This is a genomic window from Amycolatopsis sp. NPDC104587, assembly GCF_055583645.1.
The window spans coordinates 497,790-514,457 of sequence record NZ_JBVJNO010000007.1 but is presented as its reverse complement, the minus strand read 5'-3'; the positions used below and the strand labels follow the sequence as shown (position 1 = coordinate 514,457).

14 protein-coding genes are annotated in these 16,668 nt (G+C 70.6%); 7 read left to right on the top strand and 7 right to left on the bottom strand.

What is annotated here, in order from left to right; translation table 11 throughout:
- Positions 1–2 precede the first annotated feature (2 nt).
- Together uvrA and ACZ61C_RS24645 are read right to left on the bottom strand one after the other, a co-directional pair.
- Complete coding sequence (uvrA, locus tag ACZ61C_RS24650) at positions 3–2,864, bottom strand: excinuclease ABC subunit UvrA (protein WP_465310157.1); 2,862 nt, start codon at positions 2,862–2,864, stop codon at positions 3–5.
- Positions 2,865–2,940: 76 nt separating this feature from the next.
- Positions 2,941–4,146, bottom strand: coding sequence for an acyltransferase family protein (locus ACZ61C_RS24645; RefSeq protein WP_465310156.1), 1,206 nt, complete (start codon positions 4,144–4,146; stop codon positions 2,941–2,943).
- Positions 4,147–4,254: 108 nt separating this feature from the next.
- Here ACZ61C_RS24645 and ACZ61C_RS24640 point away from each other — a divergent pair, with 108 nt between their 5' ends.
- Positions 4,255–4,932 carry an MBL fold metallo-hydrolase gene (locus tag ACZ61C_RS24640; protein WP_465310155.1) on the top strand — a complete coding sequence of 226 codons (678 nt, stop codon included), beginning with the start codon at positions 4,255–4,257 and terminating at the stop codon, positions 4,930–4,932.
- Here ACZ61C_RS24640 and ACZ61C_RS24635 read toward each other — a convergent pair whose 3' ends face one another.
- Positions 4,933–6,312 carry a DUF4365 domain-containing protein gene (locus ACZ61C_RS24635; RefSeq protein ID WP_465310154.1) on the bottom strand — a complete coding sequence of 460 codons (1,380 nt, stop codon included), beginning with the start codon at positions 6,310–6,312 and terminating at the stop codon, positions 4,933–4,935. It abuts the gene before it with no gap.
- A gap of 173 nt (positions 6,313–6,485) precedes the next feature.
- On the opposite strand from ACZ61C_RS24635, the gene ACZ61C_RS24630 reads away from it, so the two are divergent.
- Positions 6,486–7,769, top strand: a complete 1,284-nt coding sequence (locus ACZ61C_RS24630) for a PIN-like domain-containing protein (RefSeq protein WP_465310153.1) — start codon at positions 6,486–6,488, stop codon at positions 7,767–7,769.
- Positions 7,770–7,866: 97 nt separating this feature from the next.
- The gene (locus ACZ61C_RS24625; protein WP_465310152.1) at positions 7,867–8,352 is read left to right on the top strand and encodes an AMIN-like domain-containing (lipo)protein; all 486 of its coding nucleotides are present in this window, start codon (positions 7,867–7,869) and stop codon (positions 8,350–8,352) included.
- Positions 8,353–8,367: 15 nt separating this feature from the next.
- Here ACZ61C_RS24625 and ACZ61C_RS24620 read toward each other — a convergent pair whose 3' ends face one another.
- The 4 genes from ACZ61C_RS24620 to ACZ61C_RS24605 form a co-directional block, all read right to left on the bottom strand.
- Positions 8,368–9,150, bottom strand: coding sequence for a DUF1684 domain-containing protein (locus tag ACZ61C_RS24620; RefSeq protein ID WP_465310151.1), 783 nt, complete (start codon positions 9,148–9,150; stop codon positions 8,368–8,370).
- A gap of 20 nt (positions 9,151–9,170) precedes the next feature.
- On the bottom strand, positions 9,171–9,776 hold the full coding sequence (locus ACZ61C_RS24615; RefSeq protein ID WP_465310150.1) for a hypothetical protein: 606 nt from the start codon (positions 9,774–9,776) through the stop codon (positions 9,171–9,173).
- 6 nt (positions 9,777–9,782) lie between these two features.
- Entirely contained in the window at positions 9,783–10,748 is a 966-nt protein-coding gene (locus tag ACZ61C_RS24610) for a hypothetical protein (protein ID WP_465310149.1), read from the bottom strand.
- Between the two features lie 360 nt (positions 10,749–11,108).
- Entirely contained in the window at positions 11,109–11,816 is a 708-nt protein-coding gene (locus ACZ61C_RS24605) for a Crp/Fnr family transcriptional regulator (protein WP_465310148.1), read from the bottom strand.
- Between the two features lie 85 nt (positions 11,817–11,901).
- On the opposite strand from ACZ61C_RS24605, the gene rnhA reads away from it, so the two are divergent.
- The 4 genes from rnhA to ACZ61C_RS24585 all read left to right on the top strand — a co-directional run bounded on the left by rnhA (position 11,902) and on the right by ACZ61C_RS24585 (position 16,638).
- Complete coding sequence (rnhA, locus tag ACZ61C_RS24600; RefSeq protein ID WP_465310147.1) at positions 11,902–12,363, top strand: ribonuclease HI; 462 nt, start codon at positions 11,902–11,904, stop codon at positions 12,361–12,363.
- A gap of 40 nt (positions 12,364–12,403) precedes the next feature.
- The gene (locus tag ACZ61C_RS24595) at positions 12,404–12,784 is read left to right on the top strand and encodes a YchJ family protein (RefSeq protein ID WP_465310146.1); all 381 of its coding nucleotides are present in this window, start codon (positions 12,404–12,406) and stop codon (positions 12,782–12,784) included.
- A complete protein-coding gene (locus tag ACZ61C_RS24590; RefSeq protein ID WP_465310145.1) occupies positions 12,784–13,434 on the top strand; it encodes a hypothetical protein in 651 nt (216 codons plus the stop codon). The genes ACZ61C_RS24595 and ACZ61C_RS24590 overlap by 1 nt, the downstream gene beginning before the upstream one ends.
- Positions 13,435–13,551: 117 nt before the next feature.
- The gene (locus ACZ61C_RS24585; RefSeq protein WP_465310144.1) at positions 13,552–16,638 is read left to right on the top strand and encodes a glycosyl hydrolase 2 galactose-binding domain-containing protein; all 3,087 of its coding nucleotides are present in this window, start codon (positions 13,552–13,554) and stop codon (positions 16,636–16,638) included.
- Positions 16,639–16,668 lie beyond the last annotated feature (30 nt).

Below are 16,668 nucleotides of genomic sequence, written 5' to 3'. Positions count from 1 at the left end.
GCTTATTCGGGTGTCAGGACCGTCCGCAGGAACTCGCCGGTGTAGCTGGCCTCGACACTCGCGACGTGCTCGGGGGTGCCCTCGGCGATCACCGTGCCACCACCGTTGCCGCCCTCCGGGCCCATGTCGATGATCCAGTCGGAGGTCTTGATCACGTCGAGGTTGTGCTCGATCACGATCACCGAGTTGCCCTTGTCGACCAGCCCGTTGATCACGCCGATCAGCTTGTTGATGTCCTCGAAGTGCAGGCCCGTCGTCGGCTCGTCGAGGATGTACACCGTCTTTCCGGTGGAGCGCTTCTGCAGCTCGCTCGCCAGCTTCACGCGCTGCGCCTCACCGCCGGACAGCGTCGGCGCGGGCTGCCCGAGCCGGACGTACCCGAGGCCCACGTCCACCAGCGTCTGCAGGTGCCGGTGGATGGCCTTGATCGGCTCGAAGAACTCCGCCGCCTCTTCGATCGGCATGTCGAGCACGTCCGAGACGGTCTTGCCCTTGTAGTGCACTTCAAGGGTTTCCCGGTTGTACCGCGCGCCCTTGCAGACCTCGCACGGGACGTAGACGTCCGGCAGGAAGTTCATCTCGATCTTGATCGTGCCGTCGCCGGCGCACGCCTCGCAACGGCCGCCCTTGACGTTGAACGAGAAGCGACCCTGCTGGTAGCCACGCACCTTCGCCTCGGTCGTCGCGGCGAAGAGCTTGCGGACGTGGTCCCAGACGCCGGTGTAGGTGGCCGGGTTGGACCGCGGGGTCCGCCCGATCGGCGACTGGTCGACGCGCACCAGCTTGTCGACGTGGCCGAGGCCGTTCACGCGGGTGTGCCGGCCGGGCACCTGGCGGGCGCCGTTGAGCTTGTTCGCCAGCACGGTCGCGAGGATGTCGTTGACGAGCGTCGACTTGCCGGAGCCGGAGACGCCGGTGACCGAGACCAGGGCGCCGAGCGGGAATGAGACGTCCAGGCCGCGCAGGTTGTGCTCGCGCGCGCCCACGACGGTCAGCTGCCGCTTCTTGTCGATCGGCCGCCGGATCGCCGGGACGTCGATCTTGCGGCGTCCGGACAGGTACTGCCCGGTGATCGAGTCCTTGCTCTTCAGCAGCTTCTTGTACGGTCCACTGTGGACGATGTGGCCGCCGTGCTCGCCGGCGCCCGGGCCGATGTCGACCACCCAGTCGCTGGAGCGGATCGTGTCCTCGTCGTGCTCGACGACGATCAGCGTGTTGCCCAGGTTCCGCAGCCGGGTCAGCGTCTCGATCAGCCGGTGGTTGTCGCGCTGGTGCAGGCCGATCGACGGCTCGTCGAGCACGTACAGCACGCCGACCAGGCCCGAACCGATCTGCGTCGCGAGCCGGATGCGCTGCGCTTCACCACCCGAAAGAGTAGCCGACGCGCGGTCGAGAGAGAGGTACGTCAGGCCGACGTCGAGCAGGAAGCGCAGCCGGGCCTGGATCTCCTTGAGCACCGCGCCGGCGATCATCGCCTCGCGCTGCCCGAGCTCCAGCTCGTCGAGGAACTGCGACGCCTCCGCGATGGACAGCGCGCAGACCTCGGCGATCGACATGTCACCACGGGACTTGTGGGCCAGCGTGACGGCGAGGATCTCCGGCTTGAGGCGGGTGCCCTGGCAGGCCGGGCACGGCACCTCGCGCATGTAGCCCTCGTACCGCTCGCGCATGTACTCGGACTCGGTCTGCTCCTGGCGCCGCTCGAGGAACGGGATGACACCTTCGAAGTTCGCGTAGTACGAACGCTGGCGGCCGTAGCGGTTCTTGTACCGGACGTGCACCTGCTCGTCGACGCCGTGCAGCACCGCCTTCTGGGCGCGCGCGGGCAGCTTGCGCCACGGCGTGTCCATCCGGAAGCCGATGGTCTCCGACAGCGACTCGAGCAGCCGGACGAAGTAGTCCGCGCTCTGCCCGCCCGCCCACGGCGCGATCGCGCCCTCGGCCAGGGACAGCTCGTCGTCCGGGACCACCAGCTCGGGGTCGACCTCCTTGCGGATGCCGATGCCGGTGCACTCGGGGCAGGCGCCGTAGGGCGAGTTGAAGGAGAACGAGCGAGGCTCGAGGTCCTCGATGGCCAGCGGGTGGCCGTTGGGGCAGGCCAGGTTCTCGGAGAAGCCGCGGATGCGGTGCGGGTCGTTCTCCGGCAGGTCGACGAACTCGAGCTCGATCAGGCCGTCGGCCAGCCGCAGCGCCGTCTCGACCGAGTCGGTGAGCCGCTGGCGTGAAGACGACTTCACGCTCAGCCGGTCGATGACCACGCCGATCTGGTGCTTTTCCTGCTTCTTCAGCTTCGGCGGGTCGGTGAGCGCGTGGACCGTGCCGTCGACGACCACGCGCGCGTAGCCCTGCTGCTGCAGGTTCTCGAACAGGTCGACGTACTCGCCCTTGCGCCCGCGCACCACCGGCGCGAGGACCTGGAAACGGACGCCCTCGTCCATCTCCAGCACCTGGTCGACGATCTGCTGCGGGGTCTGCTTGCTGATCGGCTCGCCGCACTTCGGGCAGTGCGCCTTGCCGGCGCGCGCGTAGAGCAGGCGCAGGTAGTCGTAGACCTCGGTGATGGTGCCCACGGTCGAGCGCGGGTTGCGCGAGGTGGACTTCTGGTCGATCGACACCGCGGGCGAGAGGCCTTCGATGAAGTCGACGTCCGGCTTGTCCATCTGCCCCAGGAACTGGCGGGCGTACGCCGAGAGCGACTCGACGTACCGGCGCTGCCCTTCGGCGAAGATGGTGTCGAAGGCGAGGCTCGACTTCCCGGACCCGGACAGGCCGGTGAAAACGATCAGGCTGTCGCGGGGCAGGTCGAGATCCACGCCGCGGAGGTTGTGCTCGCGGGCGCCGCGAACAACGAGGCGATCAGCCACGCCAGGGTCCCTTCAGTGTCATTCTCAGCTGCGGTCGCCGGCCCGGTGAGGAGGCTGCACGGGCGGCCTCTCCATGCTACGAGCCACCACCGACAGAAACTGGCTCCGCGTCCTTGACCTGCGGTTCTTCCGGCTTTCGGCGGGTGGTGAGCCACCGGTGGACCGGCCGTTCGACCCCCGCGGTGACCACCCAGCCCGCCAGCACGGCGGCGCCGAGGACCAAGGGGAGCCGCAGCCAGCCGGGCAGGCCGGCGTCGAGCAGGGCGCGGGCCAGGACGTAACCCAGTTCCTGGTGCACCAGATAAAGACCATACGAGATGCCCGCGAGCCAGGTGACGGCCGGGGCGATCCTCGCCAGCCCGGGGAACCGCCAGTCCGGGCCGCGGGCGGCCAGGCAGACCAGCAGCAGGAGCACGGCGAACCCGATCGTGGACGGCCAGCGCAGGGCGTCCTGCGGCAGCGCGACGTGGAACGGGAAGACCTGCAGGTCCTGCGCGGCCACGGCGGCGGCGACGAACAGCGCGGCGTGCCAGGACTTCAGGCGTCGCCGCGACCAGAGCCACAGCGCGACGCCGATGGCGAAGACGTGCAGCCGGTGCAGGCCCAGGCCGTAGAAGAAGGTCTCTACGACCGGGCTCGCCGTCCCGGGCGTGAAGACGAGGAAGCGAAGCGCGAGCGGGACGAGGATCAGGGCCCACAGCAGGCCGACGGTCAGCCGGTGGGTGCGCCACGAGCGTGGCCACAGCAGGGCCGCGCCGGTGAAGGCCATGAGCTGCACGGGCAGCGTCCAGTAGGAGCCGTCGAGGTAGTAGAACGTGGCCGAGCGCACGCCCCACTCCTGCACCATGCCGAGGTTGGCGACCAGGTCGAGCCCCGTCGGGATGTACCACGGCGACGCGGTCGTGGGCGGCCCCTGCGGGATGCCGAAGAGGAAGCCGGTGATGCCCGGCGGGTAGGGCAGGCCGCTGAAGGAGATGGCGGCCCACCGCGTCACGACGTACGTCACCAGGACGGCGACGAAGTAGGCGGGCACGAGGCGGGCGACCCGGTTCCACAACCACCGGCGCGGATTGCCCTTCCGGAGGCTCGCGCAAACGAAGAAGGCGGAGATCACCAGCAGGATCGCGGCGCCGAACTGCGCTGTCACCCTGATGGGGTACCCCGTGAGTTCCGGGTGCAGGAGCGCGCCCTGGTGGGTGACGTGCCCGAGGATCACCGCGAGGACGGCGACGACGCGGAGGAGGTCCCAGCTGATCCGGCGCGGCGTCGGGGAGGTGGGCACGGTCGTCCTGAGGTCGGCTGGCGGGGGCTCCGGTGAGCCTACGTGGGCTCGCGCAGGTCCGCTTGTGCGGGTGGAACCGGTTGGAGCGAAACGACTACCGTGTGCAGGGTGAACATCGTGGAGACCTACACCGGGCACGTCGACCCGGGCGGCGACGCCACCCGGCGCACCCTGGACGCGCTGACCATCACCAAGCTGTCCGTCGGCCCGATGGACAACAACACGTACCTGCTGGTGTGCCGCGAGTCCCAGGAGGCCCTGCTCATCGACGCGGCGAACGACCCGGAGCGCATCTCGGACCTGATCGGCCACGGCCCCGACCGCCCGGCGCTCCGCACGGTCGTGACGACCCACCAGCACCAGGACCACTGGCAGGCCCTCGGCGCGGTGGCCGGAGCCAACGGGTCCAACACGGCGGCCCATCCGCTGGACGCCCCGCCGTTGCCGGTCCCGCCGGACTTCCTGGTCGAGCACGGCGACACGTTGGCCGTGGGACAGGTCACTCTTTCGGTGATCCATTTGAGGGGGCACACGCCGGGGTCGATCGCGCTGCTGTACCGCGACCCGGCGGGGCATCCGCATCTGTTCACCGGCGACTCGCTGTTCCCGGGTGGGGTGGGGCGGACTACGTCGCCTGAGGACTTCGCGTCGTTGCTGGACGATGTGTCGTCGCGGATCTTCGACGAGCTGCCGGACGAGACGTGGTTCTACCCGGGGCACGGGGACGACTCGACGTTGGGTGCGGAACGCTCGAAGCTGAAGGAGTGGCGCGACCGCGGCTGGTGACTAACCGCGCGGCTTGGTGGACACCTTCCGGACGAACCGCTCCCCCGGCCAGAAGGTGTCTCCCAGCATCAGCTGGTCGAAGAGCACGCAGACGGTTCCGGGTGTCTCCTCGGAATCCCAGACGGCCGAGACACTCCGGCCGCGTTCGTTCCCGTACCGGCTCAGCCAGTAGATCCGGTCCCCCGGCCTGAGCTCGTACGCCGACGCGGCCTCCCGGCTCGGCGACCGGCGAGTACTCGGTTGTCCGACCCGTGCGCCGAAACCGTATTCCCCGGCCGGCCGGGGACATCGCCAGATGATCCGGAACTGCTCGTCGATCGGCAACGCGGGCGAACCCGTGCGCACTTCTTCGACCAGGTAGAAGGCGACGAGCCGACGAGCCTCGTCCGACATCTCACGCCAGGGTTTCGAGAGCGCTTCGGCGGTTACCCCGGCATCCGATTCCTGCTCCGTGGCGGTGCTCGCCAGATCGGGGTCGGTCGTGCAATCGGTGCGGAGCCGCTGGATCGACCGGGCCAACGCGTCGGGCTGGACAAACAGACGGCGTTCGACTCTTCTGGCCACGTAGTTGTCACGTGCGTCGATGTTGGTGTCGAGCGGCGGATCGCCGACAGCGGGTTCGCGAGCCCACTGAGCCGAGTCGAAACAGGCCGCCAGCCACTGCGCTTCGGCCGTGTCCAAGATCGTGTCCGCCACCACGGACATGCCGGGAAGCAGATCCGGCCGGCCGTGGGGATGGAAATGCTCCGGACCGAAGTGCTCCGGGTGCCAGTCGAGGTCGCTGTGGAGCAGCGTCGCGAATCCCTCACCCCGGCGCTGCCAGAAGATCAGATCCTCGCCGTGCACGTTCACGTGGTGCTGCACGATGTCCGACGGACCGAATTCGACGCCCGCCATCTCGCCCAGCTGGGTCTGGATGATCCGGTTGCCCCGGTAGCGGCTCAGGTACCGTCTGACCTCGGCGACGAAGTCCGCCATGGACGCGTCGTCCAGCCTCTGGTCCGGACCGACGGTGATCGTCTTGAGCACCTCGCCGTGGCGCCGCGCCGACAGCAGCTGCTGGGTGGCATTGGCCCAGTGGAGACCATCGGTGTCCGGATCGTGCACCACGCAGAGCACCGGGATGTTGCCGTCGGCCCAGGTGCCGCCGTGGTCACCGACCGGCACGGCGTACCCGTCGGCCCGGCGCCACGAACGGCCGCCCTTGACCTGGATCTTGACCAGGTCGCCGGTGACTTCACCATTCTCGGTGAACGTGACGTGCTGGTCCTCGCCGAAGTCGTTCTGGCCGTCCACCTCCTGGACGATGTGATCGTGTCGCTCCAGCAGCGCCCGCAGGGCGTTGACCGCCGCACGGCCGGGTCTGCGAGCGTCAGGCACCTTCGGCAACGGTCCCTCCGGATCGGGTCGGCACGGTCGGAGGATAGGGCAAGCGCTCGGCGCTGAAGGAGAGGCGCGACCGCGGCTGGTGACGCACCACCACCTGCTCCAACCAGGTGGACAACACCGTTTCCCCTTCCACCCCCGATCCCCCGTCGAGCAGAGTCGGCCCCATGAGCGGGCTGTACGACGGGGAATTCGCCGGGTTCAAGATCGCGTCGTCGGACGAAATCGACGTTGCTCTCCGGGAGGCGGTTGTCGCCGTTGATGCCAATGTCCTTCTCGACCTCTATCGCTTTCGGCCGCAGACCTCGCAGGACCTCATCAACACCCTGAAGAGCCTCGACGACCGCCTGGTCGTGCCGCACCAGGCGCTCCGGGAGTTCTGGCGGCACCGGCAACGCTCGCAGGGCAGCCCCCGCGGTGCGACCAAGCTGGCCACCGATGCCCTGGCCAAGTCCGGACGCTCGATGCGGGACGCGCTGACCGCGTGGGCCAAGGCAGTCGGGGTCGACGACGACGAGTCGGCCGAGCTCGCCTCGCGCGTCGACGACTTCGTCGGCACCCTCAAGGACGAGCTGCAGCAGGCACTCCAGGACGCCGACGCCGAGCGCGGTGGCGACCAGATCCTGGAGCAGCTGGAGGAGCTCCTCGCCGGCCGCGTCACCGAACCGCTGCCCGCCGAGGAATGGCTCGAGTGTGTCGCCGAAGCGAACCGGCGCATCGAGGGGGAAGAACCGCCGGGCTACAAGGACGCCGGCAAGCAGGACAACGACACGCCCGAGGGCGGCGCGGGCGACTACCTCGTCTGGTACCAGGCCACCCGCTACGGCAAGGAAAAGGCCAAGGACCTCCTTCTCGTCACTCGCGACGAGAAGGAGGACTGGTGGTGGCGCCAGCAGTCGGACTTCGTCGGCCCGCGCCCCGAGCTGACGCTCGAGTACCACAAGCTGACCGGCCGGCGGCTGTTCCTGCTCCGCCCCGCGGACCTGCTCGCCCGCGCCTCCGTCCTCGAGGTGGAGGTCGACCAGGCTTCCCCGGTCGACGCCGGAAGGGTCGCCGACACCGACGAAGAGCCGCCGGCCGAGCTGTGGACCTTGCCCGCGCTGTCGGCACTTCTGGACCTGCTCGAGCGGGAAGCTCCCGTGCAGGCGGCCGCGCTCCGGCTCGCGACACCCGACCAGGACGGCCGGGTCAGCCGCGAAAAGGTCTACGAACTGGGCGACTACGCGGACGACCGCATGCTGCGCGGCTTCACCCGGCCGGTCCGGCGGCTGACCGCGACTCTGCAGGGAGACGGCGTGGTTCCGGCCCGGGTCGCGCCGATCTTCGTCGCCCGGTACCCCGACGGCGTCAAGGCGTCGTACTTCAGCGTGCCGGCCGAAGTCCCGCTGCTGCTGGAAGAGCTCGCGTCCGGGGGGCCGGCGGCCCGTTCGGAGCAGCCGGATAACGCTTGAGGCGGCAAACCCGCCTTTCGGGCAACCCGGGGACGAACCGGGCGTCCCCCGAACACCCCAGCGCTGGGACTTCCGCCGGTTCACCAGGAGGTCCACCATGTCCAGACCCGTCCGACGCACCCTCCTCGCCGTCGTGCTGCTGCTCGCCGGGACGCTCGCCGCCGCCGGGCCCGCGCAGGCCGTGCCCGCCACGCCCGCCCTGACCACCATCCGGACCGGGAACAACCCCGGGTTCGACCGGATCGTGCTCGACCTGTCCGCCGGGCCCGCGCCCGGCGCCGTCAGCTACCAGCTCGTGGACGAGCTCATCGCCGACCCGAGCACCGAAATCGTGTGGCTGACCGGGGAGTACTTCATCAACGTCTCCGCCGGCGCCGCCGTCATGCACGACGAGAGCGGCGACCTCACCTACACCGGGCCGCGGAAGTTCCGGACGCGAACCCTCGCCAACGTCATGGCCGTCGCCGTCATCGGGGACTTCGAGTCCCAGCTGCTGGTCGGGCTCGGCGTGCGGACGCGGACCGCGGTGAACGTCTTCACGCTCACCGCGCCCAACCGCGTGGTCATCGACATCGCCCACTGAGCGCGGGCGGGGGAGTCAGCCGCGCTCGTACGGGATCTTCTCCCCCGCCTCGACCGCGAACGGCAGGTGGTTGCCCGCCGGCGGCAGCGGGCACGTCGCGAAGTCGGTGAACGCGCAGGGCAGGTTCAGCGCCCGGTTGAAGTCCAGGGTCACCGCGCCGTCGCCGGACGGCGCGCCGACCGGGAGCGAACGGTTCGCCGCGTACGTCGTGACGCCGCTCGTCTCGTCGGTGAACAAGATGCTGAGCCCGCCGTTCCGGCCGTTGAACGCGGTCAGCGTGTGCGAAGCGCCGTCCCGCGTGAAGTGGACCAGGCCCGGCGCCGTGTAGACGTGGCTCAGGCCCTCGACCACGGCGCCCACCGTGGTGGGCCGCGGCGAGTCGAACGGCTCGAAGCGTCCCTCGAGCACCCAGGACGGCGACGGCTCGTACGCCGGGACGCCGTGAAACGCGCGCAGCACCTCGGCCTTCGGGTCGTGTACGCGGATCAGGTACCCCGACCGGCGGGCCACCTCGATCTCGACGTCGCCGGCCAGCACGCGCGTGCCCGCGCCGCTGTTGACCAGCTCGAACCGGCGCGTCCCGGTGACCGGCGAACCCTCGTGGGTCAGCGAAGCGCCGGCCGGGTCGACGTACGCCGCGTCCGCGTCCTGCCACCAGCGGCCCGGGATGCCCGGGTACTCGCGGGGCTCGGTGGTCAGCCAGTCCAGGGACACCAGCGCCAGCCAGCCGTGCGGCGCCGCGAGGTCCGCCTCGCGCTCGGTCTTCCAGTCCTGCCAGTCCTCGGTGAACGTGCTCATCGCAGGCCCCTTCCGCTCGGCTACGACGGTGCCAACCCGTCGGCTTCGCCGGTATTCCGCGTCCCAGTATCCGGACCCGCGCGCAGCCAGGCGAGCTCGCGCTCACCGCCGGCGGGCACGACCACCCGCCGGAACGCCGCCGCGCCGGCCACCGCGTCGTGGAAGCGGTCGGAGACGATCAGCAGCTGGTCGGCCTCCGGCGCCGCCGTCATCGCCGCCTTCAGCTCCTCGGCGTCGCACAGCCACGTCGAGAGCGCGACCGCCGCGCCGCCGAAGTGCGGCGGCCGCAGCACGACGTCACCGTGGTCGGCGGCCAGCCGCAGCCGCAGCCTGCCGAACTTGTTGAGGTGCCGGTTGCGGCGGCGCAGCGCGTCGTCCACCAGCCCGACCAGCTCGGTCGCGACCCACCGCGGCGGCACCGTCGGCGGGATGACCAGCGTCGTGTGGTCGCCTTCCGGCCGGCGGAACCACGTCGGCGTGCGGTACGGGACGGGGACCTGGTCGAACACCTCGTCCAGCACCCCGTCGAGGGTGGCGCCGAGGTGCACCGCGCGGGCCGTGCGGCCGCGGCTGGGCGCGACGATCCCGATCCGGACGACGGTCGCGGCCACCGGGTCGGTGCGCACGGCCGCTCACTCCCCATCGGCGTCGAACGACCACTGCAGGCCGTAGCTGAGCCCCTGGTGCAGCTCGTGGAACTCGAGCCGGACCTCGCCGACGCGGTTGACCGTCAGCGCGTCCCCCGAGTCGGCGCCGTCGTCGATCACGCGGCCCGGCACGCCGTTGAGCCGCCACACCCGCGCGGGCGGGCCGGCGCGGTCGAACCGGACCCGCACCGAGAACTCTTCGCAGCGGCGCAAGGGAGTCAGGACGTAGTACGGGCGCAGCGCCGTGCGCCGCGGCGCGAACCGGATGCCGTACTCGTGGCGCTGGCCGAGCCGCAACGGGCTCGGCAGCCGCATGACGAACTGCGCGTGGCTCGCCGAAACCTGGCGCGCTTCGACGATCTCGCCGCCGAAGAGCGCGTCCGCGGTGATGTCCGGCACCGGGTCGCTGCCCGGCTCGGCCGGCACGCTGAACGGCAGGACCAGCTCGTCGAGCTCGTCGACCTCCGCGACGATCCGGCGTTCCTCCTGCAGGTCCGGCGGGTCGCGGTCGAGCCGAAGCATCGCCTTCATCGACTCGACGTACCAGCCGGCCAGCGGGTGCAGGTCGCGGCCGCGCGGCGGCGCGCCGAGCAGCTCGTCGAGCCGCCGGAAGGCGAGGTCGATGCGGCGCCGCGCGGTGCGCGGGTCACGGTCGAGGACGCTGGCCAGCCACGAGATCCGGCGGTCGAGGAACTCTCCCGCGGCCTCTTCGTGCAGGCCGAACGCGGCGAGCGCGGCCAGCCGCAGGTCGGCCGGGAGCCGTCCGCACAGCTCGGTGAGCCGCAGCACCAGCTTCTGCCGCGCGTCGGCGGGCTGGTCGGTGCCGGTGATCCCGCACGCCGCTCCCAGGCAGGGGCCGATCCGCAGGTGCAGGTCGGCCGCGTCGAGCCCGCGGCCGCGGCGCAGTTCGTTCAGCTCGCGCACGAACGGGGAGACGTTCTCCGGCGTCATCCGACCCCCTCCCCGGCCCGGTGCGGAAAGAACGGTTCAGATTACCAGCGGCGGTTCCCCCGTGGGATGACATTTCCCGGACACGCATTCGCGAAACGGCCCGGCCGGCCGGCCCCCCACGAGTCGGCCGGCCGGGCTGCGCCGCGGGTCAGACGGCCCCGAAGATCAGGGCCCAGATCGAGTGGCTCTCCATCACACACCTCCTCATCGCGGTACCCAGGCCGAGGCGGAGCCCGGTTTCACCGGGGGCGGGAATCGCGCGGCACTCCGCGGGAAAGGAAATCCGGCCGGTCGGCATCTTTTTCTTTTCCGGCCGGACTCCAGAATCGCCGGGTGAGGGCGAGAGTCAGATGCCCGCTGTCACCGCTCTTGTGTGCCGTTTGGCTCAGAACGGGCGAACGCGCGCAGGACGCGCAGCTCCCGGATCAGGATCCGGCGGCGGCCGGTCTCGACGATCCCGCGCTCCCGCAGCATGTGCAGCGCCCGCGCGACGGTCCGCCGGGCGGCGCCGACCTGCGCGGCCATGTCGGCCTGCGACAGCGACGCCTCGACCACGACCCCTTCGGGCACGGCCCGGCCGTGTTCCTCGGCCAGCCGGACCAGCAGCGCCGCGACCCGGCGGCTGACGTCGAAGGCGGCGGAGTCGACCCGCGCGGACTCGGCGTTGCGCAGCCGCGCCGCGACCGTCTTGATCGTCGCGAGGGCGATCTCGGGCCGGGTGCGCAGGACGGTGAGGAACTGGGCGCCGGTCAGCTGGAAGACGGTGCAGGGCTCGATCGCGCGGACCGACGCCGTCCGCGGCAGGCCGGTCACCGCGGCGAGGTCGCCCAGCACCTCGCCGGGGCCGCGCAGCCCGAAGAGGACCTCACGGCCGTCCTCGACGATGGTGGAGACGCGCACCCAGCCGGACACGAGCACGTGGACGTGGTCGGAGGGGTCGCCTTCCATGAGCACGACGTCGTTCGCCCGGAACCGGCGGCGGGTGCCCTGGGCGAGCAGGTACTCCCGGTCGGGGCCGGCGAGGTAGGCCAGGAGTGCCCCGTCCGCCTTGTCGTCGTGCGCGTGCATCGGAGGCCTCCCGCTCCGCTCCGGAACTCCACCGTAACCCGGCGTGGCGGCCGGGGGCGAGGGTCGCGACCGGTAGGGTCGCCGCGTGGACGTGGAGATCTACACCGACGGCGCGTGCAGCGGGAACCCCGGACCGGGCGGCTGGGGAGCGGTGCTGCGCTACGGCCGCCACGAGCGCGAGCTCTACGGCGGCGAAGCGACCCCGACGACGAACAACCGCATGGAGCTGACGGCGCCGATCCGCGCCTTGGAGAGCCTGACCCGGCCGTCGCAGGTGCGGGTGTTCACCGACAGCACGTACGTCCGCAACGGGATCACGCAGTGGCTCCCCCGCTGGAAGAACAACGGCTGGCAGACGGCGGCGCGCGAACCGGTGAAGAACGCGGACCTGTGGCAACGCCTCGACGCGGCGGTCGGCGGCCACGAGGTCGAGTGGCTGTGGGTGAAGGGCCACGCGGGCCACCCGGAGAACGAGCGAGCGGACCGCCTCGCCGTCCGGGGCGCGCAGGAGGCCAGGGAGTCGGGGAAGCCGGTCAACGCCGGATAGTCCTCAATGGACGGTCGGGTCCGCGTGGCACAATGCCCCGGTGCCTCCCGCCTCCTGCCCGTGCGGCCTCGCCGAGTCCTACGCCGCCTGTTGCGGCCGGTTCCACGAAGGCGGCCTCACGGCGCCCACGGCCGAACTGCTGATGCGGTCGCGGTTCAGCGCCTTCGCCGTCGGGGACGCCGGTTACCTGCTGCGCACCTGGCACCCCGACACCCGCCCGCGGCGGCTGAGCCTCGACGCCGGCCAGGAGTGGACGCGGCTGGAGATCCTCGGCCGCACCGGGGGCGGGCTGCTGCACACCGAAGGCACCGTCGAGTTCCGCGCGCACTACCGCCACCGGGGCCGGGACGGCTTCCTCGAGGAGAACAGCCGCTTCCGCCGGGCGGACGGCCACTGGGTCTATCTCGACGCCGAGGGCTGATGGGCACCGCGATCGTCGGCGTGGCCGGCGGCTTCCTCCAGCACCTGCTCGCCGCCCGCAGCCGCCGCCGGCAGCGCGAAGACTCGCTCGGCAAGCTGAAAGCAGACCGTCACCCGCGCGCGATCAGCGCGAGCCACGGTCAGGCGATGGCCGGCGAACGGGCCCGCGCCGAGGACGCCCGCCTGCACGCCGCCACGGCCGAGATCGAAGTCCTCGCCGGGACGGCCGTTTCCGGACCGGCCCGGGAGCTCACGACCACCGTGATCGACGTCCCCACGAGGATCGCCACCGGTGACGGCGTCGAGGAGGAGACCGTGGCCGCGGTCGACCGCCGTCGGCATGCGCGGCGATCCGTTGCCGGCCACCGGAGCGCGACCCGCGCCGATCCGGCTGCATCGGGCCCGGTTCTTCGACGCGGTCTGCTGGCCGTCGACAGCACGGAGGTCGCCGCGCGCCGTCCGGTCAGCGGGACACCGGCGGCCAGCGCCGGGCTGACGCTCTTCGACGTCGACCTCGCCACCATCGGCGCGGCGCCGGCCGCCGGTGTCCCGCTGAGCGAAGCACTTCCGCAGCGGATCCGGGAGGACGGTTCGCTGCCACTCCTGCTGGCCCTGCGTGCCGCGGCGGCGTGGCGAGCGGGCCGGGTCTGACCGAAACGCCCCTGTTCTCCGGGTGACCGGACCGCTACTATCGTCCGCAATTGTTAGGGAACTTTACTAACAATGGTCACCTTTCCCTCGCCGCCGCGGTGCCTAGGAGGCGCGCAAGTGAGCTATCGGCAGAGAAGAACCCGGACCCTCCTCGGCGCGGCGGTGCTCGCCGTCGCCACGGTCGGGGCGACCGTCCCGGCGGCAACCGGCCAGGAGCAGGCGAGAGCGGTGGTCACCGCCGCGGCGCCGGCCACCGCGGTGCCCGGCTTCCTGATCCAGACGTCGGCCCAGGTCAGTGACGACTCGGCGGTCTCGAAGCCCGGCTTCAACACGGCCGGCTGGTACCCGGTCGGGCCGCGCTCGACCGTCTACGCCGGGCTGCTGGCCAACGGCAAGTACGCCGACCCGTTCTACTCGACGAACATGAAGAACGTGCCGACCGCGGACTTCAAGGTCCCGTGGTGGTACCGCACCGACCTCACCGTCACCGACACCACCCAGCGCACCTACCTCAACTTCAGCGGCGTGCTGTCGAAGGCCGACGTCTGGGTCAACGGGACGCGGATCGCCGACAAGACCCAGGTCAACGGCGCCTACACACGTCACGACCTGGACATCACCGCGCAGGTGAAGGCCGGCGCCAACAGCGTCGCGTTCAAGGTCTACCCGAACGACCCGAACAAGGACCTGTCGATGGGCTGGATCGACTGGGCCCAGACCCCGCCGGACCAGAACATGGGCATCGTGCGGGACGTCCTCGTCCGGCGCAGCGGCCCGGTGGCGCTGCGCGGCGGCCACGTCGTCACGAAGCTGACCGGGACGACGCACGCCGACCTCACGGTGAAGGCCGACGTCCGCAACGACTCGGCGGCCGCCGTCTCCACGACGGTCTCCGGCACGGTCGCCGGAAAGGCGATCAGCCAGCCGGTTTCCCTGGCCGCCAAGGAGAAGAAGACCGTCACGTTCCCGGTCATCGGGATCGACAACCCGCAGGTCTGGTGGCCCGCCGGGATGGGCGGGCAGCCGCTCTACGACCTCGACCTGACCGCGAACGTCGGCGGCACGGCGTCCGACACCTCGCACTCGAGCTTCGGCGTGCGCCAGGTGACGGCGACCAACAACGCCAGCGGTGGCCGGTCGTACAAGATCAACGGGCGCCCGCTGCTGATCAAGGGCGGCGGTTACTCCCCCGACCTGTTCCTGCGCTGGAACGAGCAGTACGCGGCGGACAAGCTCGCCTACGTCAAGGACCTCGGCCTCAACACCGTGCGCCTGGAAGGGCACATCGAACCGGACGAGTTCTTCGACCTCGCCGACAAGATGGGCGTCCTGACGCTGCCCGGCTGGGAATGCTGCGACAAGTGGGAAGGCCAGGTCAACGGCAGCGAGAAGGGTGACCCCTGGACCGCGGCCGACTACCCGGTCGCCAAGGCGTCGATGACCGCGGAGGCCGAGCGGCTGCGCGACCACCCGAGTGTCATCTCCTTCCTGATCGGCAGCGACTTCGCGCCCGACGCGACGATCGAGAAGAACTACCTCGACGCGCTCAGCGCCGCGGACTGGCCCACCCCGGTGGTCCCGGCCGCGTCGGCGAAGTCGTCGCCGCAGCTCGGCGCGTCCGGCATGAAGATGAACGGGCCGTACGACTACGTCCCGCCGAACTACTGGTACGACAAGGCGCACAGCGATCTCGGCGGCGCGTGGGGCTTCAACTCCGAAACCAGCGCCGGGCCGGACATCCCGACGATGGACACGCTCAAGCGGATGATGTCCTCGAGCGAGCTCGACACGATGTGGAAGAGCCCGTCGACCGCGCAGTACCACCGGTCGTCGTCTTCGACGTTCGCCAACCTGAAGCTGTTCGGCGACGCGCTCACCGGCCGCTACGGCAAGCCGGCGAGCCTCGGCGACTTCGTCCGGAAGGCGCAGCTGGCGCAGTACGAGAACGTCCGCGCCGAGTTCGAGTCGCACTCGCGCAACTTCAGCGACAGCTCGAACCCGTCGACCGGGATCATCTACTGGATGCTCAACAGCGGCTGGACGTCGCTGCACTGGCAGCTGTTCGACGCCTACCTCGACCAGAACGGCTCCTACTTCGGGGCCAAGAAGGCGAACGAGCCGCTGCACATCCAGTACTCGTACGACACCAAGTCCGTCGTGGTGGTCAACCACAACCACGACGCGGCGTCGAACCTCACCGCGTCCGTGAAGCTGTACAACCTCGACGGGACGGAGAAGTTCAACCAGTCCAAGGCCGTTTCGGTCGGCGGTGACGGCGCCAAGACCACCGCGCTGACCATCGGCACCGTGAGCGGCCTGTCGACGACGTACCTGGCGAAGCTGGTCCTGACCGACGGCTCGGGCAAGGAGGTCAGCCGCAACGTCTACTGGCTGTCCACCAAGGCCGACACGCTGAACTGGGACTCGAGCGACTGGTACTACACGCCGACGTCGTCCTACGCCGACCTGTCCGGGCTGAACGGCCTGGCCCAGGTGTCGCTGGGGTCGACGGCCACGTCGACCGCCAACGGCGACGGCACCACGACGACCAAGGTGACGCTGACGAACGGCTCGGCGAACAAGGTGCCGGCGTTCTTCGTCGACGCGCACGTGCTCGGCGCGGCGAACGCGCCGGTGCTGCCGGTGCGGTGGACCGACAACCAGGTCAGCCTCTGGCCGGGCGAGTCGACCACGCTCACGGCGACGTACCGGACCGCGGACCTCAAGGGCGCCAAGCCGTCCGTGCGGGTCGCGGGCTGGAACACCGGGTCGAAGACGATCCCGGCGGACGGCACGACCGGCCCGGGTGACCCGGACCCGGGCACGCCGGCCGACTACCAGGCCGAGAACGCGACGATCACCAGCGGCGTCGCGGAGTCGAACCACGACGGCTTCACCGGCACCGGGTTCGTCAACTACGACAACACGACCGGCAGCGCAGTCGAGTTCTCGGTCGACGCGGCCGCGGCGGGCAGCGCGAACGTCGTGCTGCGCTACGCCAACGGCACCACGGTGAACCGGCCGATGGACATCACGGTGAACGGCGCCAAGGTGGCGTCGGCCGTGGCGTTCGGCGGCACGGGGAACTGGGACACCTGGCAGACGGTCACCATCCCGGTGACGCTGACCGCCGGGACGAACAAGATCAAGGCGACCGCGACGACCGCCAACGGCGGCCCGAACGTCGACAAGATCACCGTTTAGGAACCGGGCCGGGGCGGTTCGCGCCGCCCC